The following is a 22,155-nucleotide window of genomic DNA, read 5'->3' as shown; positions in this document are numbered from 1 at the left end:
GGTCAGCGCCGGGCGCGGCCGGCGTCCTCGCCCAGCAGCGCGGCGAGCACGGACGGCGACACCCGGCCCAGCTCGGGCAGCACCGCGTCGCTCTTGTGGACGTGGCTGGACCACACCGGCTCCGGATGGGTGTCGATGCCCTTGACCACGTCCTCGGCGGTGCGGAGCTTGGCGACCTTGTGCGTCAGGACGCCGAACCCGACCTTGGCGATCACGTCGGCGACGGAGTAGCCGACCTGCATCGCCGTGAACCACGCCGGGGTGACGTCGACGAAGACCGGGATGGCGTAGACCAGCGGGTACACCCCGAAGCTGCTCAGGAGCAGGACGGTCGCGTTGCGCAGGCTGGCCGCGGCCTCGGCGCCCATGGTGGGCAGCGACGCGCGCACGGCACCGATGAGCGCGACGTACAGGTAGACGAAGAAGGCCGTGCTGATCAGGCCCCACACCACCAGCGCCGTGGCGTCACGCCCCTCGGACAGCACCTGCGAGCCCATGTACCCGGTGACGATCATCAGGAAGGCCGCGGCCATGGTGGTGAAGCGCAACTTGCGCGCCGCGGCGCCGGCGACGGAGCAGACGGCGAGCAGCTCGACGGTCAGCAGGGGGACGGTGATCGACCAGTCGATGTACCGGGTGCCCAGCGTCGTCCGCGCCTCCTCGTTGGGGACGTAGACCTCGCCCTCGAGGCGGAAGCCGGTGTCCCAGTCGATGTAGAGGATCAGATAGGCCACCATCGCCACGCCGGCCAGGCAGAGGCCGGCCAGGACGGAGGGCCGGTAGCGCGGCGACACCTCGTCCTTGCTGTTCCACGAGTAGACGAAGTAGGCGAACAAGGCGAAGCCCGCGCCCAGGATCGCCAGCTGGACGACGTCGTAGAGACCCAGGGGCATCGTCTGCAACTCGGGCGTGGGGGTATCCATGGGGGGGCTCCGTGGCGAGAGGGGACTGCGAACCCGGCCCGGACCCGTGCGACCCGGCCCGGTCGACCGGCCCTACCCCCGGTCGGGACGCGCAACCGGGGCCGCGCACGGAGAGGACGAGGATGACGGGCGTGGACGCGCGGACGGAGCTGCTCGCTGCGGCCGACCGGCTCGAGCAGCTGGCCGCCCGCACCACCGGTGGGGACTGGCAGCTGGGCGGCCTGCTCGCCACCCGACCGGAGGTGGTGGCCCACACCGGCGACGGCGGCGTCGAGCACGTCGCCGAGGGCCGAGCGCGGACGGGAGCGTGGATCGCCGCCCTCTCCCCCGCTCTCGCCGCACCGCTGGCGGAGTGGCTGCGCGCCGCGGCCCGGGCCGAGCGGGTCGAGCCCGCGGCGGCCGCTGTGGCGCGGGCCCTCCTGCGCCGACTGGCCTGAGCCCTCCCCGTGATCGGGCCCCCTCCGTCGGCGGGCCACGGCGGGCGAACGCGTGGTCGTCGACGTCCCGACAGCTGCGGTGGGGTCGCCGCGCCCACGGCGGAGCGCGCAACATCGGCCGCGTGGACGACGACCCGGTGGACGGCATCGCGCTCTGCTCGGCGAAGGGGTGCCGGGAGCGGGCCCGGTGGCGGCTGGTCTGGAACAACCCCCGCGTGCACACGCCCGACCGCGAGAAGGTCTGGGCCGCCTGCGACGGGCACCGCGAAGCGCTGTCGCACCACCTGGCGATCCGCGCGTTCCTGCGCCGCGTCGAGCCGTACGACGATGAGGCGTCTAACGCTTAGATGCCTAAGGTGACTCCATGACCGGCTCCGACGAGTCCCTGAGCCTGCTGATCGGCCGCGTCGCCAAGGAGCTGGGCCGGGCGTTCGACGACGTGCTCGTCGCCGCCGGCGGGTCGACCCCGACGTGGCAGGTGCTGCGCGCGCTGTCCACCGGGCAGCACCGGACGCAGGCGGATCTCGCCGCGGCCATCGGCGTCCGCCAGCCGACCCTCACCCACCACCTCGACACGCTCGAGCGGGCCGGCCTCGTGATCCGCGAGCGGGAGACCGCCAACCGCCGCGTCCAGCGCGTCACTGTGACGGAATCCGGCGAACACCTGTTCCTGCGGCTGCGACGGGCCGCGGCCTCGTTCGACGGCCGGCTGCGGGCGGGCCTGGACGACGCGGACGTCGCGGAGCTCCGGCGCCTGCTGGCGCAGCTCGCCGAGAACGCGCGGCCCGACTGAACTCCCGTGACCGGCGAGGTGGCCGACTGCCGATGGCTGGACGGGCGGCACCGCGGGGCGGCACCGCCGTTCCGCGGACGCCGGCCCGGGTGCACGCTGACCGGATGCGCCAGGCGTTCGCCCACACCGCCGTCCTCGTCCTGGAGGACGGCGGCGACGAACGCACCCCGGGTGGGGCGATCACCCTGGCCCTGTGCGGCAGCTGGTCGCACGACCCACCGTGCCCGCTGGCGCCGCACCACACCCGCGTCCACCGGGCCGGCGGGGAGCTCACGCTCCGCCTGCTGTTCGCCGCGGAGCCCGGCGACGAGGAGCGCGTCCGCAGCGTGGTCGACGGAGTGCTCGCCCGCGGCTGGGGCGACTCCCCCGACGGCAGCCGTACGACGTGGGAGCTGGTGGAGTCGTACGCCTCGTCGGTGCTCCCGGAGGAGGAGGCGCACGCCCGGCGGCTGGTCCGGAGCGGAGGTCAGGCGCCGACCTGACGGGCGCACGCCTCGGCGCGGCCGATCAGCACTCCCCGCTCCCGCTCGTTGCGGGTGAGCGTCGCCGCCCGCTGGAACTCGGCGCGCGCCTCGTCGCGCCGTCCCAGTTGCTCGAGCAGGTCGCCGCGGACGGTCGGGAGCAGGTGGTAGCCCTGCAGTGCCGGGACGTCGGCGAGGGCCTCGACGAGCTCCAGCCCAGCGGCCGGGCCGTAGGCGCGGGACACCGCGACGGCGCGGTTGAGCTCCACGACCGGTGAGGGCGAGAGCTCCGCGAGCGCCTCGTAGAGGGCGGCGATGCGGGGCCAGTCGGTGTCCTCGACCGTGGCGGCGCGGGCGTGGCAGGCGGCGATCGCGGCCTGGAGGGCGTACGGCCCGAGGCCGGCCCCGGCCCGCTCGGCCCGTTCCAGCTCGGCGAGGCCCCGGCCGATGAGGGTGCGGTCCCAGCGGGCGCGGTCCTGGTCGGCCAGCAGCACCGGCTCCCCGGAGGGCCCGACGCGCGCCCGCAGCCGCGAGGCCTGGATCTCCATGAGCGCCACCAGGCCGTGCACCTCCGACTCCCCGGGGGTGAGCCCGGCGAGGATGCGCCCCAGCCGGAGAGCCTCCTGGCACAGCGCCGGGCGCACCCACTCCTGTCCCGAGGTGGCGGAATAGCCCTCGTTGAAGATCAGGTAGACGACCTCGAGCACCGACCCGAGGCGGGCGGTGAATTCCGCGCCGGCCGGCACCTCGAACGGCACGCGGGCCGCCGTCAACGTGCGCTTGGCCCGGACGATCCGCTGGGCCACGGTCGACTCGGCGACCAGGAAGGCGCGGGCGATCTCGTCGGTGGTCAGGCCGCCGACCAGCCGCAGGGTCAGCGCCACCCGCGCCTCGCGTGAGAGCACCGGGTGGCAGGAGATGAGGACCAGTCGCAGGACGTCGTCCTCGACCACCTCGTCGAGGGCGGCGGCCCAGTCCGGGTCCTCCTGCTCCCGCTGCACCAGCTCCCGGCCGAGCTCGGCCGTCTTGCGCTGCAGGTTCTCCGTCCGCCGGAAGGTGTCGATCGCGCGGTGCTTGGCCGCCGCCATGAGCCAGGCCCCCGGCTTGTCGGGCACGCCGGCCTCGGGCCACTTCTCCAGCGCGGCCACCAGGGCGTCCTGGGCCAGCTCCTCCGCCAGCCCGACGTCACCGGTCACCCGGGTGAGGGCACCGACGATGCGGGCCGACTCCATGCGCCAGACGGCGTCGACGACGCGGTGCACCGCGGTCGCCGACGCCGTCCGGGCGGGCGCTTCCGGCATCAGGAGCCGTGCTGGGCGGCGGTGGTCGCCCGGATCCGCGCCTCCTGTTCGCGCAGCTCGGGAGTGAACGCGTCGCCGAAGTCGTCGTCCGAGAACACCTGCCGGATCTCGACCTCGCCGTCGCGGAACGGCGCCTTCTTCACCCACTCGATGCACTCCTCGCGGGAGGACACCTCGAGGATCCAGAAGCCGGCGACCAGTTCCTTGGTCTCGGCGAACGGCCCGTCGACGACCGTCGCCCGGTTGTCCTTGTCGAAGCGGACGCGTGCACCCTTCGAGCTCGGGTGCAGGCCCTCCCCCGCGAGCATGACGCCGGCCTTGGCCAGCTCCTCGTTGTAGGCGCCCATCTCGGCGAGTTCCTGCTCGGTGGGCATGACGCCCTTCTCGCTGTCCTCGTTGCTCTTGACGATCACCATGAAGCGCATTTCCCGATCCCCTCTGTCGTGTGCTGCTCGGTGAACGGAGGCCGGTCGTCCGGGACCGGCGCGGACCCCGCTCTACTCACCCGTCGAACGACCCTCGCCCGGATCGACACCACTCCACAAGATTTTCTCCGGCGCCGTCCTCCGGCCCGGCCGGTGGGGCCGTTCGGCGCCGGAGGTCCACGACCACGCGTCCACCGGTCCCACGGTGCGTGCCCTCCGCTCCGCCGGGTAGGGCAGGCGGCGTGAGCGACGACGGAGCAGGCAGCGTGGCGGCGGGCGGATTCGCGGAGCGACTGGGCGCGCGGGCGGAGGTGGCCGACGACGGCTCGGCACGGATGTCCTTCACCGCCCGGGAGGAGCACCTCAACCAGGCCGGCACGCTGCACGGCGGAGTGCTGGCGACCCTCGTCGACACGGCCATGGGCACCGCAGTCCGGTCCACCGTCGACGACGGCGACGTGCCGGCCACCAGCCAGCTGACCGTCACCTACCTGCGCCCGGGCAAGCCCGGGGAGCTCACCGTCACCGCGCGGGTCCGCACTCGTGGCGAGCACCTGACGGTCACCGAGGCCGACGTCGAGCAGGAGGGCCGCAGCCTGGCCCACGCCGTCGCGACGTTCGCCCTGCTGCACCGCTGACGGCCACGAGGTCAGCCGAACGCGTGCGCCCGAGTCAGGTGAGCGGTCGCGGGCCGCTGAGCTGACCGGCGCTCACCTGCCGATCTGACTGACCAGCAGGATGAAGGCGAAGATGACCAGGATGATCCCCACGATGATCGCGGGGATCAGGATGCGGCCCCGCCGGCGCCCGGCCTCGGTGGGCCCGCCCTGGCGGTCGCGGGGCTGGTCGCGGTCGGGCGTGCCATCGGTCGTCGACATGGGAACTCCTCCGCGGGGGTCGGCCCGGACAGGGGCCGCCGTCGGCTGCTGCGCTTCTCATGCCCCGACAGCCGGGGGCTACGCATCCACGGCACGGGACCTCGGGACGGCACGAATCGCCGACGATGCCCCGTGCGGGGGACGCGCGGAACCGGCACGGGTGGGTAGCGTCAGGGGGCACCATCTCTGCTGCCTGGGAGGCACCCCGTCGCCACATGGTCCGGACGCTGCGCCGAAGCCCCGCTGGGCTGCCCCTGCCGGGGTGACCAGACCATCCACGAGGAACGGTCCAAGGAGATCAGCGAGGCCCGGGCCCATGCCCGGGAGACCGTCGACTGCCCGGAGTGCGGCGCGCCCACGTCGCCGCTGAGCATCGTCACCTGGGGGCACTGCCGGGCCTGCCGGACGGCGCAGTCGCGGGAGATGTACCCGCTCCGCTGGTGAGCGGCCCCGGTCGCCCGGACCGGACCGCTGGATCCCGCCGCGGATCAGCGGGAGGGACGGGCGCCGGCCAGCTCCCGCGCCGAGGCGGCGGCGTCGTCGTCGAGCGTGCGGGTGATGGCGTCCTGGAAGGCGTCGTACGCGGCGTCGGGGCTGGTTCCCAGCGCCGAGCCGATCTGGTCCCAGTCGGCACCGCCACGCAGGGCCGCCCGGATGCCGATCAGCTGGCTGTCGTGGGCCTTGCGGGAGACCACCTCGCCCAGGGCCAGCAGCTCCAACGCCTCGTAGGTGTCCAGCGAGGTGTCGATGGACATCAGGGAGCTCCAGTCGTCGTCGTCGGTGACCTGCGCGGTGTTCAGCGCGGTGTCCCCGCTGTCGCGGCGGCTGAGGAAGTCCAGGCGCGTTGCGGCCGTCGTCAGGGAGAACTCCGCCTCCAGGGCCTCGGGCGTGATGCTCATGGCCCGAGACTTCCCCGCCGGCGCCGGACCGCCAAACCCCCGCTCCGCGTGACGTTCCCGACCGGACCCGGGCCGGGCGGGGCGCTACGCACCGGACAGACCCGGACACGGGAAGGGCCCGCACCCCGACCAGGGTGCGGGCCCTTTCGGCCCCCTCCGCGCCCCGCCCCGAGACTGCGGGCGGTAGGAGGAGTCAGGCCCCCTCCCCGGCCCGCCCCCGAGCCTGCGAGGAGTGGGAAGGAGGGGCTCCTTTCTCAGCTGTCGACGCCCACGGCTTCCTTGGCCAGGGCGGCCAGCTGGGTCTGCGCCGCGCTGGCGACGTTGGACCGGTTCTTGTGGGTCTCCTCGTACCGGATGATCACCTGGATGTCGCGCGGCGTCCGCAGGCCCTTGATGGCCTTGACGGCGTCACTGACGGACAGGTTGTCGTAGTTCTTGATCGGCAGCTCGTCGGCGGAGACGTCGCCGAGGTCCTCACGGGCGGACTTGGCCGCCTGCGCGGCGTCGCGGTTGCCCTCGCGCTGCGCGATCTGCTCGGCGCGACGCAGCGAGGCGCTGCGGCCGGCGGTGAGCGTCTCGCGGACGGCCTCGGTCAGCGCGTGCGCCCGGTCGGTGACGGCGGCGAAGCGGCCGGAGGTCTCCTCACCGGCGTGCTTCACCGAGTTCACGGCGTTGTTCACCGTGTTGGCCCAGAAGCGGACGGGGGCGTTGACCGCCCGGGCCACGCCACCGGCGACCTTCTGCACCGGGGTCGGGACGAGAGCGGCGGGACCGCCCATGGCCTCCTCGGCGAGGACGACGGTCAGCCACTCGACGGTCGCCTTGTGGGCGTCGATGAGCTTCTCGGCGAGCTGACGGACCTTGATCTCGCCGGCCTGGTCGGCGAGGACCTTCAGGTAGGTGGCGCGGTCGAGCAGCTGGTGCTCGAGCTGCAGGTCGGTGAGCAGGGCCTCCTCGACGGGCGCGGCCTGCTCGAAGGTGGCCTTGATGACGGCCGACAGGCGGCCGACCGTCGGGGTCACGACGTCCGGCACGCCACCGAGGGCGCGCAGCTGCTCGGTGATCTCGAGGCTGCGGGCGGCGGCGTTGTCGGCGTTCTGGGTGAGCTCGCGGCGGACGGCGTCGGTGCGGGCCTGCGAGACGCGGGTGCGTGCGACCTGCTCCTCGGTCTGCGTGAGCAGGACGAGGGCGCGCAGCTGGTTGATGAGCTTGCTGTTGCTGTCGGTCATGACGGGGGACAACTCCAGAGATCGGGGATGACCTGACGGGTTCGTGCATGCCCCGCGTCCGCGGGGTGCTAACTCCAGCAAGCGTATTGCTAGCAGTGACCCTCGTCACCTTCTCTCGCCGCGCGCACCCGGCCGCGGGCTGGCCCACGACAGCAGCGAGACCCCAGGGGTGCACAACCCCGCGGTCGGGCAGTGCAGCCGCCGGCCACCCGGGGATCAGCCCCCCTGGGGCGGCCGGTACTCGTCGGCGACGCCCAGGACCTCGCCGAGCGCCCGCAGCTCCGCCTCGAACATGGGCTCGGCGTCATCCAGCGCGAAGCGCAGGTGGCCGAAGACCTCCATGCAGACCATGCCGTACAGCCGGATCCAGCAGGAGAGGAACACCGACATCACGCCCAGCGGCAGGGCGACCGGCAGCTTCGTGCACCAGTTGCGCAGCTGGACCTGCAGCTGGGGGTCCAGCTCGTCGTCGGCCGGGACCGGGAAGCCCTGCTCGAGGTAGATCCGCGCGACGAGCGCCGCGAAGACGCCGCCGAAGCGCCGGCTGGCCACCTGCTGGGGGCGCTCGCCGTCCCCGTGCATGGACGCGGGATCGAGCACCCGCTCCCCCGCGCTGCCGAACAGCAGCCCGAACTCGGCGTGATGGGTGGTCGCCCAGCGGCGGAAGGCGCGGGACACGCTGAGCAGCTGGAAACCGGGGGTGGCGGGATCGGCGGCGTCGCGCACCTCCTCCAGCGTGTCGGTGAGCTCGTCGTAGAGGTCGGCGACGACGTGCTCGACGAGGTCCTCGCGGCTGGCGAAGTAGCGGTAGAGACCCGGCGCGGTCATCCCCATCTCACGGGCGACCGCCCGCAGCGCCAGGCCGTCGACGCCCTGCTCGACCAGCACCCGGCGAGCCGTCGCCTTGATCTCACGCACGGTGTCGGCACGCGCGCGGTCGCGGCGGCTCAGCGGTCCGGCTGGCAGTTCGCTCATGGCTCCCTGGCATTCCCCTTGACAACGGTGAACGGTGTAAGCAAAGTGACCGCCGTTAGCTAACACCGTTTACGTCTGCGACGACGCTAGCACTGGAGACGCCATGTTCGAGGCCCTCGGCCGAGTGATGTACCGCCGTCGCCGCTGGGTGGTGGCGCTGACCGTCGCCTTCCTGGCCTTCGCCGGGATCTGGGGCACCGGGGTCTTCGGCGCGATGACCAGTGGCGGGTTCGACGACCCGGGCAGCGAGAGCACGCGGGCCTTCCAGGTGGCCGAGCGGGAGCTGGGCCGCGGTGGCGGCGACGTCGTCGTCCTGTACTCCAGCGACGAGCTCACCGTCGACGACCCGGCGTACGCGTCCGCGGTGGAGCAGAGCCTCGCCGCGCTGCCCGACGAGGTGGTCGAGGAGGCGGTGACCTTCTTCGGCACCGGCGCCCCGCAGCTGGTGAGCGAGGACCGCCGCTCGACCTACGCCGTCCTCACCCTGGCCGGCGACCCCGACCAGCGCACCGAGGGGCTGGAGCGGATCGAGGACGAGCTCACCGCCCAGCACCTGGACGAGCAGGGCCTGGAGACGCAGATCGGCGGCGGGACGACGATCAACCGCGACATCGACGAGCGGGTCAGCGCCGACATCGCCCGTGCCGAGACCATCTCCATGCCGATCCTCGCGGTGCTGCTCGTCGTCATCTTCGGCAGCCTCGCGGCGGCCGCTCTGCCGCTGGCCATCGGCGTCACCGCGATCCTGGGTGCCTTCACGGCGCTGCGCGGGTTCTCGATGGTCACCGACGTGTCGATCTTCGCCGTCAACATCGTCACCATCGTCGGCCTGGGCCTGGCCATCGACTACGGCCTGTTCGTGGTCAGCCGGTTCCGCGAGGAGATCCGTCGGCAGCCCGACACAGAGACGGCGCTGGCCCGCACGATGGCCACCGCCGGGCGCACGGTCGCCGTCTCCGGCATGACCGTGGCGATCTCGCTGGCCGGGCTGCTGATCTTCCCGCAGGTGTTCCTCCGCTCCATGGGCTTCGGCGGGATGAGCGCGGTGCTGATCGCGATGCTCGCCGCCCTCACGTTGCTGCCGGCGCTGCTGGCGATGCTCGGACCGAGGGTGGACGCGCTGTCGGTGCGGCCGTGGCTGCGCCGGGTCTTCGGCCGCGCGCCGCGTGCGACCACCGACGAGCAGGGCGCCTGGGCCCGGATCGCGCACAGCGTCATGCGGCGACCGGTGATCTACACCGTCGTCGTCACCGCCGTCCTCGTCGTCCTGGCGCTGCCGTTCCTGCGGGTGCAGTTCGGCGGGATCGACGAGCGGGCCCTGCCCGAGGGGACCGAGAGCCGGGTGGTCGCGGAGACGATCAGGGCCGAGTTCCCCACCAGCGAGGACGGCCCCATCGACGCCGTCGTGACGCTGCCCGGCGCGGTGGACTCGCCCGCCGGCGGTGCGGCGCTGCAGGACTACGTCGACGCGGTGGCCGCGGTGCCCGGCGTGGAGGGGGCGACGGTCGTCGACGCGGCCGGGAACACCGCACACGTCGACATCGCCTACGCCGGCGACCCGCTGTCGGCCGACGCCCGCGAACTGGTCGACGACGTCCGCGCCGTCCCCGCCCCGGACGGCGGGCAGGCGCTGGTCGGCGGGCAGAGCGCGGAGCTGAAGGACCTGCTCGACAGCCTCGCCGCGCTGCTGCCCTGGATGGCCGTGTTCGTGGTGGCGACGACGTTCGTGCTGCTGTTCCTGGCATTCGGCTCGCTCGTGCTGCCAATCAAGGCCGTGGTCATGAACGTGCTGTCGCTCGGGGCCTCGTTCGGCGCGCTCGTGTGGATCTTCCAGGAGGGCAACCTCTCCGGCTTCCTCGACTTCACACCGACCGGTTTCATCGAGGCCACCCAGCCGATCCTGGTGCTGGCGATCGTCTTCGGGCTCTCGATGGACTACGAGGTGTTCCTCATGTCGCGGATCCGGGAGCAGTACGACCTCACCGGCGACAACACGACCGCCGTCGCCACGGGCCTGCAGCGGACCGGCGGCATCATCACCAGCGCGGCCCTGCTGCTGCTCGTCGTGATCGGCGCGTTCTCGCTGTCGGGGATCACCTTCATCAAGATGATCGGCGTCGCGATGCTCATCGCGATCGTCGTGGACGCCACCGTCGTCCGGATCCTGCTGGTGCCCGCCACCATGCGGCTGCTGGGCCGGGCCAACTGGTGGGCACCGGGGCCGCTCGGCCGGCTCTACGCCCGCTACGGCATCCGTGAGTCCGACGACGGTGAGCCGGGGACCGAGCGCCGCGAACCGGCCCTCGCCGGCACCCGCTGACACCACCCCGCGCAGCTCTCGGTACCGAGAGCTGCGCGGGGTGCCTCCGCTTCCGGTACCGGAAGCGGTCAGACCGTCGCGGGGGACCCGTTCTCGGCCGACCGCCGGGGGTGCACCCGGAACCGGAGGACCGGCTGGGTGTCGTCGTCCTGGAGGTGCTGCGGGGCCAGGCGGACCCGGCGGGCCGGCAGCGGGGACGGCGGCAGGAGCTTCCCGCAGCCGACGCAGTACCGGCCGCGCTGCTCGACGGCGTCGCAGTGCTGGCACGTCATGGCGCCTCCTCGAACTCGGACGTCCCCCGTGGGCGCGTCGAGCGGACCTTCCCAGCCCGGGAGCCGGTGGACCCGCCGGTTCCACGCGGTTGGGACGACCTGTGACCGGACTGTCACCAAACCTGCGCGGCGTCGCGTCCGGCGGTCATCCCCGGCGGCGGGCGAGCTGGTCGCGCAGGCGGTCGAGGAACGGCACCTGGCCGGCGACCAGCTTCGACCGCGCCTCCTCCAGGCCGAACCAGGCGGCCCGGTCGATCTCGGGGAACTCCTGCAGCCGGCCCGAGCGCGGCGGCCACTCGAGCGCGAAGGTGTTGCTGCGCGCAGCCGTGGCGTCCAGATCCCCTTCGGCCGCCCACACCGCCAGCACCTTGCCGCTGGTCACCCGCAGCTCCCCCAGCGGGGCGGGTTGCCCGGCGGGAGGGGGCGAGCCCAGCTCCTCCTCGAACTCGCGCCGCGCGACGGAGAGCGGGTCCTCGTCCGGGCCGTGCTCGCCCTTGGGGATCGACCAGCCGCCGTCGTCCCTCCTCGCCCAGAACGGCCCGCCCATGTGACCGAGCAGCACCTCCGGGCCCCCGGGCCGCAGCCGGTACAGCAGGAGACCCGCGCTCGTCCTCGGCATCGCTCCATCGTGCGGGCTGCCGCCGACGGTGCGCGCGCCGCGGGGTACACCTGTCCGCATGACCGGTCGGCGGCTGGCAGCCGTCCCCCTGGCGGCCTGCCTCCTGCTGGCGGTCAGCGGCTGCCCCGCGGACGGCGGGCCGCCCGAGCCGTCGGCGACCTCGGCCGCGCCGCGGCCGGCGCTGCCGACCACCGCCTCTACCGACCTCCCTCCCTACGGCGGCCCGCCGGCCGGTGCGCCGGCGAGCGTGGGTCCGCTCACCCGGGTCCGCGCGGCCGTCGACCTGACGCCGGCCACACCGGGCGTCTTCGCGCGGCTGGTGTCCGCCGTCGCGACACCCGACGGCGGGGCGTACGCGTTGCTGAGCCCGGCCGACCGCGCCGCGCCGCAGTCCCTGGTGAGCGTGGCGGGGAACGCCGTCGCGGGCACCGTGCCCCTCCCCCGCGTCGACGACGTCTGGGGCATGCACCTGCTGGCCGGCGGCTCGGTGGCGGTCGCGGGGCGGCTCGGCGACGAGGGCTACGGCGTGCGCGTGGTGGACCCGGCGACCGGCGCGGTCCGGACGACGGTCGTGGCACCCGCCGGCGACGGCGACCGGGCGGCGGACGGCCGGGCGGCGCTGCTGGTCGGCGCGTCGACGCTGTACCTGTTCTTCTCCGTCGAGCGCGACGACGGGACCAGCGACGTGCTGGCCTCGGTCGACGCGGCGACCGGGCAGGTGCTCGAGGTCCGGGACGTCGGCGAGGACGTCGCGGCCGCGTCGCGGTACCCCGTCGGCGGGCAGCTGGCGGGGCTGGTCGCCCGGCCCGACGGCGGCGCGACGCTGGTCTTCGACGCCTCCCCGACCGACGTCGCCGAGGACCGCATCCCGACCGTCCTCACCTTCGACGCCGACCTGGCGCCGGTGGGCGAGCCGGTGCGGGTGACCGACCTGGCGGAGGGCGCGGAGACCCAGTCGGTCGCCGGTGCCCCCGACGGGACGGTGTTCCTCGTGGTGGCGGTGCGCGACGGCGCGTGGATCCTCGGCGTGCAGGACGGCGGGGGCGCGGGCCCGCTGCTGGCCCAGCTGGAGGACCGCGTCTACGGCTACGCCCTGGCGGTGGAGCCGGCGCAGGTGTGGGCGGTGCTGCCGGCGCCGACGGGCGCGCTCGCCGTCGACCTCACCACCGGCCAGACGCGGGGGCCGCTGCCGGTCGGCTGTGCGCCGCGGCTGGACGTGCGCGACCTCTATCCCGCGCCCGGCGGCGCGCTGATGATCGGCGAGTGCGACACCCCGCGGGAGGACACCCAGCTGCTGTGGTTCCTCGCCCCATGAGTTGCCGCCCCGTGAGTTGCCGCCCCGTGAGTTGCCGCCCCGTGAGTTGCCGCCCCGTGAGTTGCCGCCCCGTGAGTTGCCGCCCCGTGGGCGGGCCGGGCGACCGGTCGCGGCGGCCCGGCCCGGCGGAGCTCAGCGGGCGCCGAGGCTGCGCCAGTAGGCGTTGAGGGCGCCGTTGGTCTTCACGAACCAGACGATCGGGCCGACGAGGAGCAGGAAGCCCGGGATCACCCAGAGGCCGGTGAGGCCGCTGACCGGCCTGGCCTGTCCCCGGCGCTCGTAGAGCCCGCCGACCTCGTGGCTGAGCAGGAACGGCGACGCGACGCCCACGAACAGCGCGAGGACCAGTCCGAGGACGCCGCCGATGCCCTCGCCGCTGTGCCGCTTCATCTCCTCGTGGTTGGCGAAGTAGTAGTACAGCGAGTAGATGCCGAAGGTCACGACGCACAGCAGGATGGCCACGCCGGTGCCGCGGACCTTCCCGATCGGGCCGGTGGGCCGGGCGTGCTGCGCGTACGCCGGGGCGCCGGGCATGGGCTGGAAGCCCTGGGGCTGCGGAACGCCGTACGGCGGCTGGACCTGGCCGTAGGGCGGGCCGTAGGGCTGGCCCCGGGTCGGGTCCTGCTGCGGCGCCGAGTAGTTGCCTGTGGTGGTCATGCCCGCTCTCTCGTTCCTGGCCCGGCCGGTCCGGGGAGTGAGCGGAACGTAGGGGACCCGCTACGCCGTCGTCCGGACGCGGAGGTGCAGTCGCGTCACGGGTCGTCCCTCGCCTCACCGGCGCCCCATCCGTCCCGTCCGCGCTGCTCAGCGGCCGGTCCACCGCGGCGGGCGCTTCTCCAGGTAGGCGGCGATGCCCTCCCTGCGGTCCTCGCTGAGGTAGGGGTTGGGGCCGACGTCGAGCCGCAGCGCCTGCCAGAGCGGGAGCTCCAGGCCCTTGACGGCGGTCTCCTTCATCCGGCGGACGCTGATCGGTGCGTTGGCGGCGATCCGCTCGGCCAGCCCCAGCGCCGCGGGCAGGACGTCGTCGACGATCCGGTTGACCAGCCCCCACCGTTCGGCGTCCTCGCTGGTCACGTACTCGCCGGTCAGGAGCATCTCCATCGCGATGCCCATGGGGATGCGCTTGGGCAGGACGACGGAGCCGAAGTTGGCGCCCATGCCGATGGTCGCCTCCGGCAACCCGAGCCTGATGCCGGGCGCGGCGACGCGCAGGTCGCAGGCCAGGGCGAGCTCGAAGCCGCCGGCGACGGCCGCACCCTGCAGCGCCGCGACGACCGGCACCGGCGTCTCGGTCACGACCTCGAACAGCGAGCGGGTGGGCCGGTTCATCGGCGGGCGGAAGCGCTCGCCGCGCTGATCGCGCTCGCGGATCTCCTTGAGGTCGAATCCGGCGCAGAACGCGGGGCCGTTGCCGGTCAGCACGATCGCCCGCACGTCGCCGTCCTCCGCGCTGGAGAGCAGCTCCTCGATGAGGTCGGCCTGCAGGGCCGAGGAGAGCGCGTTGCGGCGCTCGGGGCGGTCGAGGGTGAGCACGCGGACGTGCCCGCGCCGCTCGACGACCAGTCCGGACTCGTGGCGGATCGGCTCGCTCATACCTGCAACCTCACGGCTGCGGGCGCCGTCGGCAAGTCACCGCAGGCGTGCGGCCAGCAGGTCCTGGGGCGAGGTGGGGCGCAGGTCGTCGAAGAAGTCGGCCAGGCCGAGACCGCTGGCGACCGTCTTCAGCTGCCGCAGCTCGGCCGTGGTGAGGATGACGCCCTCGAGCGCGGTCGCCCGCAGGTGGTCCAGGCAGCGCCGGTGCAGCGCCAGCACCTGCTCGGCCCCCAGGCCGGCCGATCCGCCCAGCCGGAGCAGGTGCTGCGCCTCGCCGCCGACGATGCGGCCCTCGGCGAGGGCCAGGACGAGGGCGTCCAGGTAGCGCTGCGCGTCGGCCTGCGGCGCCTCCACGACCGACCGCGGCAGCCGGGCCACCATCGAGGCCAGCCAGCCGTCGCCGCCCGTGCGCGGCTCCCCGGCCCGGATCCGGGGTGCCGCGCCCCGGTGGAGCTCCGGCAGAGCGCGCAGGCCAGTGAGGTAGCGGGGCGGAGTGCCCATTCCGCCCAGCAGCCGGGGCAGCAGGGCGGCGACGGTCCGGGCGTCGGCCCGTGCGGTGTGCGCGTCGTCGGCCGGGACGCCGGCAGCGCGCGCCAGGGTGGGCAGCCGGGAGTCGGGGGTCCGCATGGTCCGGCGGGCCAGCCAGAGCGCGCACAGCGCGGGGTTGAGCGGGAGGGCGACGTCCATCCGGGCCAGCTCGGCGGCGAGGAACCGCTCCACGAAGGCCGCGTTGTGCGCGACGACGACGGCGCCCTCCATGCGCGCCAGCACCTCGCCGGCGACCTCCTCGAACGTCGGGGCGTCGAGGACGTCGCTGTTGGCGATGCCGTGCACGAACAGCGGACCGACGTCGCGGCCGGGATCGATCAGCGTGGCGTACTCGTCCTCGACGCGGCCGCGGGCGTCGACGCGGACGACCGCGATCTCGACGATCCGGTCGCCCTTGGCCGGGGAGAGCCCGGTCGTCTCGATGGCGAGCACGGCGTAGGGCGCCTCGACGGGGAGGCCGGAGGCGTCGCCGCCGTACTGGAACAGCCCGCCGCGCAGTCCCGGCTCGGCGAAGGCCAGGGGCCCGTCGGGCTCGGCGACCGGAACCGGCGTGCGACGGGCGGGAACGGCGGGGGTCCGGGACGCGCCCGCGGCCTGCCGCTTCCTCGCCGCCCGCTTCCTCGCCGCCCGCCGGCTCGACGACCGCTCGGCGAGGAAGAGGGCGGCCAGCAGGCCCAGTCCGGTGGCCACCAGCACACCGACCAGGACCTCGATCGGGACCCCGAACATCCACCCTCCGTCCACGTGACGCGCACCCTCCGCGGGCCGGGGATGGAACCCGGCCGGCGACTCGCAGAGGGGCCATCGGCAGCATCCGGCCCGACCGGCACCGTCGGGCACCGGCGCCGCCGCGACGCGCCGCAGGAGTCACATCCGTCGCGGGCGTCGCGGGTCAGGAGGCGCCGGCGCTCCAGCCGCGGCCCTCGGCACGGTCCAGGCACACGAGATGGCGTACACCGGTTGCGCGGGTCCGCGCGATCGGCAGACGTCGCGCCGCACCGCACCGGCCGCGGCCGCCGGATCTGTGATCCGGGGCAACGAACCGCCGCATGCGTCACACGCGCCTCTCGCGTCAGGGACCATGGAGTGACCGTTCACTCGCACCCGGTAGACAGGTGGCATGGAGAGCACTGCCGACATCCAGGTGGACGACGTCGTCGTCCCGCGGGCGGCGGTCTCCATCGACGTCACGTCCACGCCCGTGCTGAGCTACGCGCTGGCCCACAACCGCGTCCCGGTCGTCTCCCGTCTGGCGATCACCAACCCGGGCGGCCCGGTGCGTGCCGCGCGGGTGCGGCTGGGCATCCGCGACGCCGAGGGCCCGATCGCGCAGACCGTCGAGCTGCTCGCGGACCTCGACGAGGGCCGGACGACGGTGCTGACCGACCTGGGCCTGGTCATGGACCCCGGCGCGATGCTGCACGTCGAGGAGCAGCGGCCCGGCGTGGTCGAGGTCGAGGTGCTGGCCGACGGCCCGGACGGCGGGACGGTGGTGCTCGGCGAGACCAGCCGTGTCGTGCAGGTGCTGGCCGCCCAGCAGTGGCTGGCCACTCCCCTGCCGCTGGCGCTGGAGATGCTCGCCGCCCACGTGATGCCCAACCACCCGGCGGTTCCCGCGGTGGTCGGCGAGGCGGCCGACGTGCTGGCGCAGAGGACCGGCCGCGGCACGATCCAGGGCTACGCCGAGGGCCCGGAGCGGGTCGACGAGATCGTCACGGCGATCGCCGCCGTCCTGCAGCGCCGCGGCATCCGCTACAGCGAGCCGCCGGTCAGCTGGTCCGACCTCGGCCAGCAGGTCCGCTCGCCCGGCGACGTCCTCACCTGGCGGGTGGGCACCCCGCTGGACACGGTCGTCCTCATGGCCGCCGCCCTGGAGCAGGCCGGCATCCGGCCGCTGCTCTGGCTCGCCGGGGGCGGGGACGGGGAGTCAGTCGGCGGGAGGGTGGGGGGATCACACGCGTTCCTCGGCTACTGGCGGGAGGAGCGCAGCGCGGAGAGCGCCGCGACCACCGACGCCGCCGCCCTGGTCAACCTTGTCGACCTCGGGCTCATCCGCCTGGTCGAGACCACGCTGCTCACGAGCATGGGCGAGCCCGGCGCGGACCTGCACACACCCGTCCACACCGCGTGGCTGACCGGCGGGCTGGACCACATCCTCGGCGTCACCGACGTCCACCGGGCCCGCAAGGACGGCATCTTCCCCCTGCCGGCCCGGGCCCGCGACGAGGACGGCGTCCTCCAGGTCGTCGAGTACCGGCCGGCGCTGCACAGCGCGCAGGCGCCCCCGCTGCCCCCGGTCCCGGTGCCGAGCAGCCGGCCCGAGGCGCCGCCGCGGGTGCAGCAGTGGAAGAACGCGCTGCTCGACCTCAGCCTGCGCAACCGGCTGATCAACTACACCGAGCGGTCCGGGCTGGCGCTCACCGTGCCGGGCCCGGCGCTGGGCATCCTCGAGAACGTCGTCCACGACGGGGCACCGGTGACCCTGCTGCCGGCCGACCAGCTGGCCGAGGTGCAGAAGGAGCGGGGCCTGACCAGCGCCCGCGAGCTGCCGCAGGAGCAGCTGACGGAGCTGCTGGTCGAACGGCGGGAGGTGCACGCCGACGTCACCACCGGCGGTTACCTGCCGAGGCTGCGCAACCTCGCCTACAAGGCGAAGACGGTGCTGGAGGAGACCGGCGCCAACAACCTGTACCTGGCGCTGGGCTCCCTGGTGTGGGAGCTCGACGGGCGGCCGCTGCGCAGCCCGCTGGTGCTCATCCCCGTCGTCCTCACGCCCGTGGGCCGCACCGGCTCCTACCGGCTGGCGCTGGACGAGTCGGGCTCCAGCACGCCGAACTACTGCCTCCTGGAGAAGCTGCGCCAGCTGCACGGGCTGACCGTCCCGACGCTCACCGAGGCCGTCGACGGCACGCTCGACCTCGACGCCGCCTTCGAGGCGGTGCGCACGGCGCTGGTCGGCCACGGCCTGCCCTACCGCGTCGAGCCGACCGCCGACCTCGCGATCCTGCAGTTCGCGAAGTTCCGTCTGTGGAAGGACCTCGACGAGCACTGGGCCGACTTCACCGACAACCCGCTGGTGCACCACCTGGTGCACGAGCCGACCGAGGCCTTCGAGGACCCGGCGCGCGACCTGGGCGGCTACGTCGACCTCGACGAGCTGGCCGCCGAGCTGCCGGCCTCCGCCGACGCCTCGCAGCTGCGCGCGATCGCCGAGGCCGCCGCCGGCCGCACCTTCGTGCTGGAGGGCCCGCCCGGCACCGGCAAGTCGCAGACGATCACCAACCTGCTCACCCGCGCGGTGGCCGAGGGCAAGCGGGTGCTGTTCGTCGCCGAGAAGCGCGCGGCGCTGGACGTCGTGGCCAGGCGGCTGGACTCGGTCGGCATGGGCATGTTCGCCCTCGACCTGCACGACAAGGGCTCGCGCGCGTCGATGGTGCGGGCGCAGATCCGGCTGGCGCTGGAGCACGCGGTCGCCGTCGACGAGCAGGGCCTGGCGACCGACGGCGAGACGCTGCGGTCGGCCCGGCGGACGCTGGCCCGCTACGCCGACCGGCTGCACGACGACAACGCCGCGGGGCTGTCGCTGTACTCGGCCCGGACGTCGGAGCTCGCCGCCGGCACCGACGTCGAGCCGCTGCCCGTGCCGCTGCCCTTCGTGGCCAACGCCTCGGCGGAGGTGCTCCGGTCGGTGCGCGCGGCCCTCGCGCTGCTGCCCGACATCGCCGACCTGACCCGGCCCTCGCCCCGGCACCCCTGGGCCTTCGTCGACAGCCCGGCGATCGACCTGCCCGCCACCCTGGCCGCCGCCGCCGCGGTGGACGCCGCGGTGCGCGAGGTGTCGGCCGTCCCGGAGCTGTCCGGCGTGCTGCGCCGGGCGCGCACCGCCGACGAGCTCGACGCGCTGGTGCACGTCCTCGGCGGCCCCGGGATCGGGCTCGACGTCATCGACGAGACGTTCACCGACTTCTGGACGGCGGCGACGTCGGCGGTCCTCGGTGAGGTCGCCGCCTTCACCGCCTTCCGCCACCCCGGCCTCGACGTCTGCACCCCCGAGGCGCTGCAGCTGCCGCTGGCCGAGATCTACGTCGCCGCGCAGACCGCCGCGGCCTCGTCGTGGTGGGGCCGGCGGCGCAAGCTCGTCGCCGTCCGCGACCGGCTCGCGCCCTACCTGCGCCCCGAGGCGAAGGTGAAGCCGAAGGACGTGCCCGCCGTCGTCGAGAACCTCTGGCGGGTGCAGACCGCGGTGCAGGCGATCGCCGGCCGCGCCGGCTCCATCCCCGGGCTGTCGGTCCCCGAGGGCTGGAACCCCTTCCTCGACGGCGACCTGCTGGCCGCGCAGGTGCAGTGGCTGCGCGGGGCGGGGGCCGCGGTCGACGGCGCCTCCCCCTTCCACGTCCAGCTGCGCAAGCTGATCGTCGCGGGGCTCCCCGCGGGCACCGCCGCGGTCGAGGCGGTGGCCCGGCTGCGGGACGCCGTCACCGCCCTGGTCGGCGAGTGCCGGGCGAGCTCGGACCGGCTGGCCGACTGGGCCGGGGACGACGGCCTCGTGCTCCGCTGGTCGATGACCCGCCCCGAGCGCGGTGTGGACAACCTGATGTCGCTGCGCCGCTGGGTCTCCTTCCTCGACACGCTGGAACCGCTGCGGCACGCCGGCCTCTTCGACGCGCGCACGCTGCTGGTCACCGGCGCCGTCCGCGCCGACGACGCCGTCCGCGCGTTCGACCGCGGGGTGGCGGCCGCGTCGGTGGCCGAGCGGCTGGACGCCACCGGCCTCGACGTGTTCGACGCGCGGGCCCACGAGAAGTCGATCCGGCGGTTCATCACCGCCTCCCGCGCGGTCCGCGCCCACCTGACCTCGGCGCTGCCGGCGCGGGTGCTGGCGGCGCGGCCCTTCGACGCGGCGTCGGGGTCGGGGCAGGTGGGCGCGCTGCAGCGCGAGCTCGCCAAGCAGCGCCGCGGGCTCGGCGTCCGGCAGCTGCTGGCCCAGTACGGCGAGCTGATCACCCAGGTGATGCCGTGCGTGCTCGTCTCGCCGGACTCGGTGGCGCGCTTCTTCCCCGCCGTCTCCGGGCTGTTCGACCTGGTGGTCTTCGACGAGGCGTCGCAGATCCGGGTGGCCGACGCCGTGGGTGCGCTGGGCCGGGCCAAGGCCGCCGTCGTGGTGGGCGACAGCAGGCAGATGCCGCCGACCTCGTTCGCCGAGCCGTCGTCGGTGTCCGACGAGGCCGGTGACCTGGCCGAGACCGCGGTGGAGGACGAGGAGTCGATCCTCTCCGAGTGCGTGCAGGCGCGGGTGCCGCGGCAGTGGCTGTCGTGGCACTACCGCAGCCAGGACGAGTCGCTGATCGCCTTCTCCAACGCCCAGTACTACGGCAACCGGCTGTCGTCGTTCCCGGCGCCCACGCACGGGCGGCCCTCGGCGGAGCCCGACGGGCGCGGCGTCTCGCTGGTGCGGGTGCCCGGGACCTTCCACCGCTCGGGTGCCGGCCGGCTGCTGCGCACCAACCCGATCGAGGCCAAGGCGATCGTCGCGGAGATCCGCCGGCGGTTCGACGCGGTGCCGACGTGGGCGGGCGCCGACGCCGTCCCGTCGATCGGCGTCGTCACCTTCAACGCCCAGCAGCGGGCCTACATCGAGACGCTGCTCCGCGACGCCGACGACGACCGGCTGGCCCAGGCGCTCGACCGCACCGACGGCGAGGGCCTGTTCGTGAAGAACCTGGAGAACGTGCAGGGCGACGAGCGCGACGTCGTCTTCTTCTCCACCGGGTTCTCCCCCACCGCCTCCGGCGAGCTGCCGCTGAACTTCGGGCCGCTGAACCGGACCGGCGGGGAGCGGCGGCTGAACGTCGCGGTGACCCGGGCCCGCCGCCAGGTCGTGGTGTTCTCGTCGTTCGACCCCGAGCAGCTACGGGGCGAGGAGACGTCGTCGGTCGGCATCAAGCACCTGCGGGCCTACCTCGACATGGCCGCGCAGGGCACCGACGTGCTGCCCCGCGACGCCCGCTCGTCGGCGGTGGTGGACCGCCACCGCGAGGAGATCGCGGTGGCCCTGCGCGAGCGCGGGCTCGTGGTCCGCAGCGACGTCGGCCTCTCCGACTTCAAGGTGGACCTGGCCGTCGCCCGGCCCGAGGACCCGGAGTCGCCGGTGATGGCGGTGCTGCTGGACGGGCCCGCGTGGGCGCGCCGGGGCACCGTCGGCGACCGCGACGGCCTGCCGCGCGAGCTGCTCGGCGACCTGCTGCGCTGGCCGGTCGTCGAGCGGGTGTGGCTCCCCTCGTGGCTGGCCGACCGGACCGCCGTGCTCGACGAGCTGGTAGCCGCGGTCGACGCCGTGCCCAGCGCCGCGCCGGTGGAGCCGATCCCGCTGCCGACGGCGGCGGTCGAGTCGTTCAAGGGCGAGTCGTTCAAGGGCGAGTCCTTCAAGGGCGAGTCCTTCAAGGGTGTGGCGGCGCTGCGCTCGGCGGTGACCGCGTCGGTCGCCGTCCCGGCGGTGACCACCCCGGCGCGGAAGCCGGCCGCCCCGAGGAAGCCGGCCGGCCCGGCCGCGATGGACGGCGAGATCCCGTTCGTGCCGTGGCTGCCCAAGCCCGCCGGGGACAAGACGGTGCTCGACGAGCTGCCGGCGTCGAAGGCGGCCCGGTCGGTGCGCCGGGTGCTGACCGCGGGGATCAAGGCCGAGGGGCCGATCCACGTCGACCGGCTGGCCAAGCTCACCGTGAACGCCTTCGGGCTGAACCGGGCGTCGGAGAGCCGCAAGAAGGCGCTGCTGTCGCTGCTGCCGCCGTCGGTGGTGTCCGGTGACCACCTGTGGCCCGAGGGCGTCACCCCCGAGAGCTACACCGGGTTCCGCCGGCAGACGTCGAGCACGGACCGGCCGATCGACCACGTCGCTCCGGAGGAGATCGGCAACGCCATGGCGGCGCTGTGCCGGGCCGGCGCCGGGATGATGGCCGACGAGCTGCTCACCCAGACGGCGGCGGTCTTCGGCTACAAGCGGCGGACACCGGCCATCACCCCCCAGCTCGAGGCCGCGCTCGAGCTGGCGCTGCACCGGGGCCGCCTGGTCGAGCAGCCCAACGGGATGCTGACCGTCTGAGTCGGCGACGGCCCCGGCCGGACGTCGGTCGGCGGAGTCCCGGCGTCCGGCTGGACCCGTCGGCATC

At 74.3% G+C, this 22,155-nt stretch carries 20 protein-coding genes; 8 read left to right on the top strand and 12 right to left on the bottom strand.

Features of this window, described 5'->3' with window-relative positions; all coding sequences use genetic code 11:
* Positions 1–2 precede the first annotated feature (2 nt).
* On the bottom strand, positions 3–923 hold the full coding sequence (locus tag ACFSHS_RS21050) for a bacteriorhodopsin (protein ID WP_376880471.1): 921 nt from the start codon (positions 921–923) through the stop codon (positions 3–5).
* Between the two features lie 122 nt (positions 924–1,045).
* Here ACFSHS_RS21050 and ACFSHS_RS21045 point away from each other — a divergent pair, with 122 nt between their 5' ends.
* The 4 genes from ACFSHS_RS21045 to ACFSHS_RS21030 all read left to right on the top strand — a co-directional run bounded on the left by ACFSHS_RS21045 (position 1,046) and on the right by ACFSHS_RS21030 (position 2,635).
* On the top strand, positions 1,046–1,360 hold the full coding sequence (locus ACFSHS_RS21045; protein WP_376880468.1) for a hypothetical protein: 315 nt from the start codon (positions 1,046–1,048) through the stop codon (positions 1,358–1,360).
* 122 nt (positions 1,361–1,482) lie between these two features.
* Positions 1,483–1,707: a hypothetical protein gene (locus ACFSHS_RS21040; RefSeq protein ID WP_376880466.1), complete on the top strand. Its 225-nt coding sequence runs from the start codon at positions 1,483–1,485 to the stop codon at positions 1,705–1,707.
* A 17-nt stretch (positions 1,708–1,724) separates the two neighbouring features.
* Positions 1,725–2,153, top strand: coding sequence for a MarR family winged helix-turn-helix transcriptional regulator (locus ACFSHS_RS21035; RefSeq protein ID WP_376880463.1), 429 nt, complete (start codon positions 1,725–1,727; stop codon positions 2,151–2,153).
* A 104-nt stretch (positions 2,154–2,257) separates the two neighbouring features.
* A complete protein-coding gene (locus tag ACFSHS_RS21030) occupies positions 2,258–2,635 on the top strand; it encodes a hypothetical protein (RefSeq protein WP_376880460.1) in 378 nt (125 codons plus the stop codon).
* Here ACFSHS_RS21030 and ACFSHS_RS21025 read toward each other — a convergent pair.
* Both ACFSHS_RS21025 and ACFSHS_RS21020 read right to left on the bottom strand, forming a co-directional pair.
* Positions 2,620–3,915, bottom strand: a complete 1,296-nt coding sequence (locus ACFSHS_RS21025) for an RNA polymerase sigma factor (protein WP_376880458.1) — start codon at positions 3,913–3,915, stop codon at positions 2,620–2,622. The two genes, ACFSHS_RS21030 and ACFSHS_RS21025, sit on opposite strands and share 16 nt — an antisense overlap.
* A complete protein-coding gene (locus ACFSHS_RS21020; RefSeq protein ID WP_376880455.1) occupies positions 3,915–4,340 on the bottom strand; it encodes a YciI family protein in 426 nt (141 codons plus the stop codon). The genes ACFSHS_RS21025 and ACFSHS_RS21020 overlap by 1 nt, the downstream gene beginning before the upstream one ends.
* Before the next feature lie 242 nt (positions 4,341–4,582).
* On the opposite strand from ACFSHS_RS21020, the gene ACFSHS_RS21015 reads away from it, so the two are divergent.
* Positions 4,583–4,978, top strand: a complete 396-nt coding sequence (locus ACFSHS_RS21015) for a PaaI family thioesterase (protein WP_376880452.1) — start codon at positions 4,583–4,585, stop codon at positions 4,976–4,978.
* Between the two features lie 72 nt (positions 4,979–5,050).
* Here the strand turns inward: ACFSHS_RS21015 and ACFSHS_RS21010 are convergent, their stop codons facing one another.
* The 4 genes from ACFSHS_RS21010 to ACFSHS_RS20995 all read right to left on the bottom strand — a co-directional run bounded on the left by ACFSHS_RS21010 (position 5,051) and on the right by ACFSHS_RS20995 (position 8,321).
* Positions 5,051–5,218 (bottom strand): hypothetical protein, encoded by a 168-nt coding sequence (locus ACFSHS_RS21010; protein WP_376880450.1) that lies wholly within the window; start codon positions 5,216–5,218, stop codon positions 5,051–5,053.
* Between the two features lie 488 nt (positions 5,219–5,706).
* On the bottom strand, positions 5,707–6,117 hold the full coding sequence (locus tag ACFSHS_RS21005; RefSeq protein ID WP_376880447.1) for a hypothetical protein: 411 nt from the start codon (positions 6,115–6,117) through the stop codon (positions 5,707–5,709).
* A 254-nt stretch (positions 6,118–6,371) separates the two neighbouring features.
* The gene (locus tag ACFSHS_RS21000) at positions 6,372–7,346 is read right to left on the bottom strand and encodes a ferritin-like domain-containing protein (RefSeq protein ID WP_376880445.1); all 975 of its coding nucleotides are present in this window, start codon (positions 7,344–7,346) and stop codon (positions 6,372–6,374) included.
* 216 nt (positions 7,347–7,562) lie between these two features.
* Positions 7,563–8,321: a TetR/AcrR family transcriptional regulator gene (locus ACFSHS_RS20995; RefSeq protein WP_376880443.1), complete on the bottom strand. Its 759-nt coding sequence runs from the start codon at positions 8,319–8,321 to the stop codon at positions 7,563–7,565.
* Between the two features lie 103 nt (positions 8,322–8,424).
* Between ACFSHS_RS20995 and ACFSHS_RS20990 the strand changes: the two genes are divergently transcribed.
* Positions 8,425–10,641 carry an MMPL family transporter gene (locus ACFSHS_RS20990; RefSeq protein WP_376880441.1) on the top strand — a complete coding sequence of 739 codons (2,217 nt, stop codon included), beginning with the start codon at positions 8,425–8,427 and terminating at the stop codon, positions 10,639–10,641.
* Between the two features lie 68 nt (positions 10,642–10,709).
* On the opposite strand, the gene ACFSHS_RS20985 is transcribed toward ACFSHS_RS20990, so the two are convergent.
* Positions 10,710–10,913, bottom strand: a complete 204-nt coding sequence (locus ACFSHS_RS20985) for a hypothetical protein (RefSeq protein ID WP_376880438.1) — start codon at positions 10,911–10,913, stop codon at positions 10,710–10,712.
* Between the two features lie 145 nt (positions 10,914–11,058).
* Positions 11,059–11,532, bottom strand: coding sequence for an NUDIX hydrolase (locus ACFSHS_RS20980; protein WP_376880436.1), 474 nt, complete (start codon positions 11,530–11,532; stop codon positions 11,059–11,061).
* 58 nt (positions 11,533–11,590) lie between these two features.
* On the opposite strand from ACFSHS_RS20980, the gene ACFSHS_RS20975 reads away from it, so the two are divergent.
* Complete coding sequence (locus tag ACFSHS_RS20975) at positions 11,591–12,847, top strand: hypothetical protein (RefSeq protein ID WP_376880434.1); 1,257 nt, start codon at positions 11,591–11,593, stop codon at positions 12,845–12,847.
* A gap of 132 nt (positions 12,848–12,979) precedes the next feature.
* Here ACFSHS_RS20975 and ACFSHS_RS20970 read toward each other — a convergent pair whose 3' ends face one another.
* The 3 genes from ACFSHS_RS20970 to ACFSHS_RS20960 form a co-directional block, all read right to left on the bottom strand.
* Positions 12,980–13,504 (bottom strand): DUF4234 domain-containing protein, encoded by a 525-nt coding sequence (locus ACFSHS_RS20970; protein WP_376880432.1) that lies wholly within the window; start codon positions 13,502–13,504, stop codon positions 12,980–12,982.
* Positions 13,505–13,651: 147 nt separating this feature from the next.
* A complete protein-coding gene (locus tag ACFSHS_RS20965) occupies positions 13,652–14,440 on the bottom strand; it encodes an enoyl-CoA hydratase/isomerase family protein (protein ID WP_376880430.1) in 789 nt (262 codons plus the stop codon).
* A gap of 36 nt (positions 14,441–14,476) precedes the next feature.
* Positions 14,477–15,718, bottom strand: a complete 1,242-nt coding sequence (locus ACFSHS_RS20960) for a 3'-5' exonuclease (RefSeq protein WP_376880427.1) — start codon at positions 15,716–15,718, stop codon at positions 14,477–14,479.
* Between the two features lie 391 nt (positions 15,719–16,109).
* Here ACFSHS_RS20960 and ACFSHS_RS20955 point away from each other — a divergent pair, with 391 nt between their 5' ends.
* Positions 16,110–22,088 (top strand): DUF4011 domain-containing protein, encoded by a 5,979-nt coding sequence (locus tag ACFSHS_RS20955; RefSeq protein WP_376880424.1) that lies wholly within the window; start codon positions 16,110–16,112, stop codon positions 22,086–22,088.
* The last annotated feature ends 67 nt before the right edge of the window (positions 22,089–22,155 follow it).

The sequence above is a fragment of the Blastococcus deserti genome, assembly GCF_042682525.1.
In the GTDB taxonomy this organism is placed as follows: domain Bacteria; phylum Actinomycetota; class Actinomycetes; order Mycobacteriales; family Geodermatophilaceae; genus Blastococcus_B; species Blastococcus_B deserti.
Note: the sequence above shows the minus strand (reverse complement) of the source record. Positions and strands in the feature narration are given on the sequence as shown.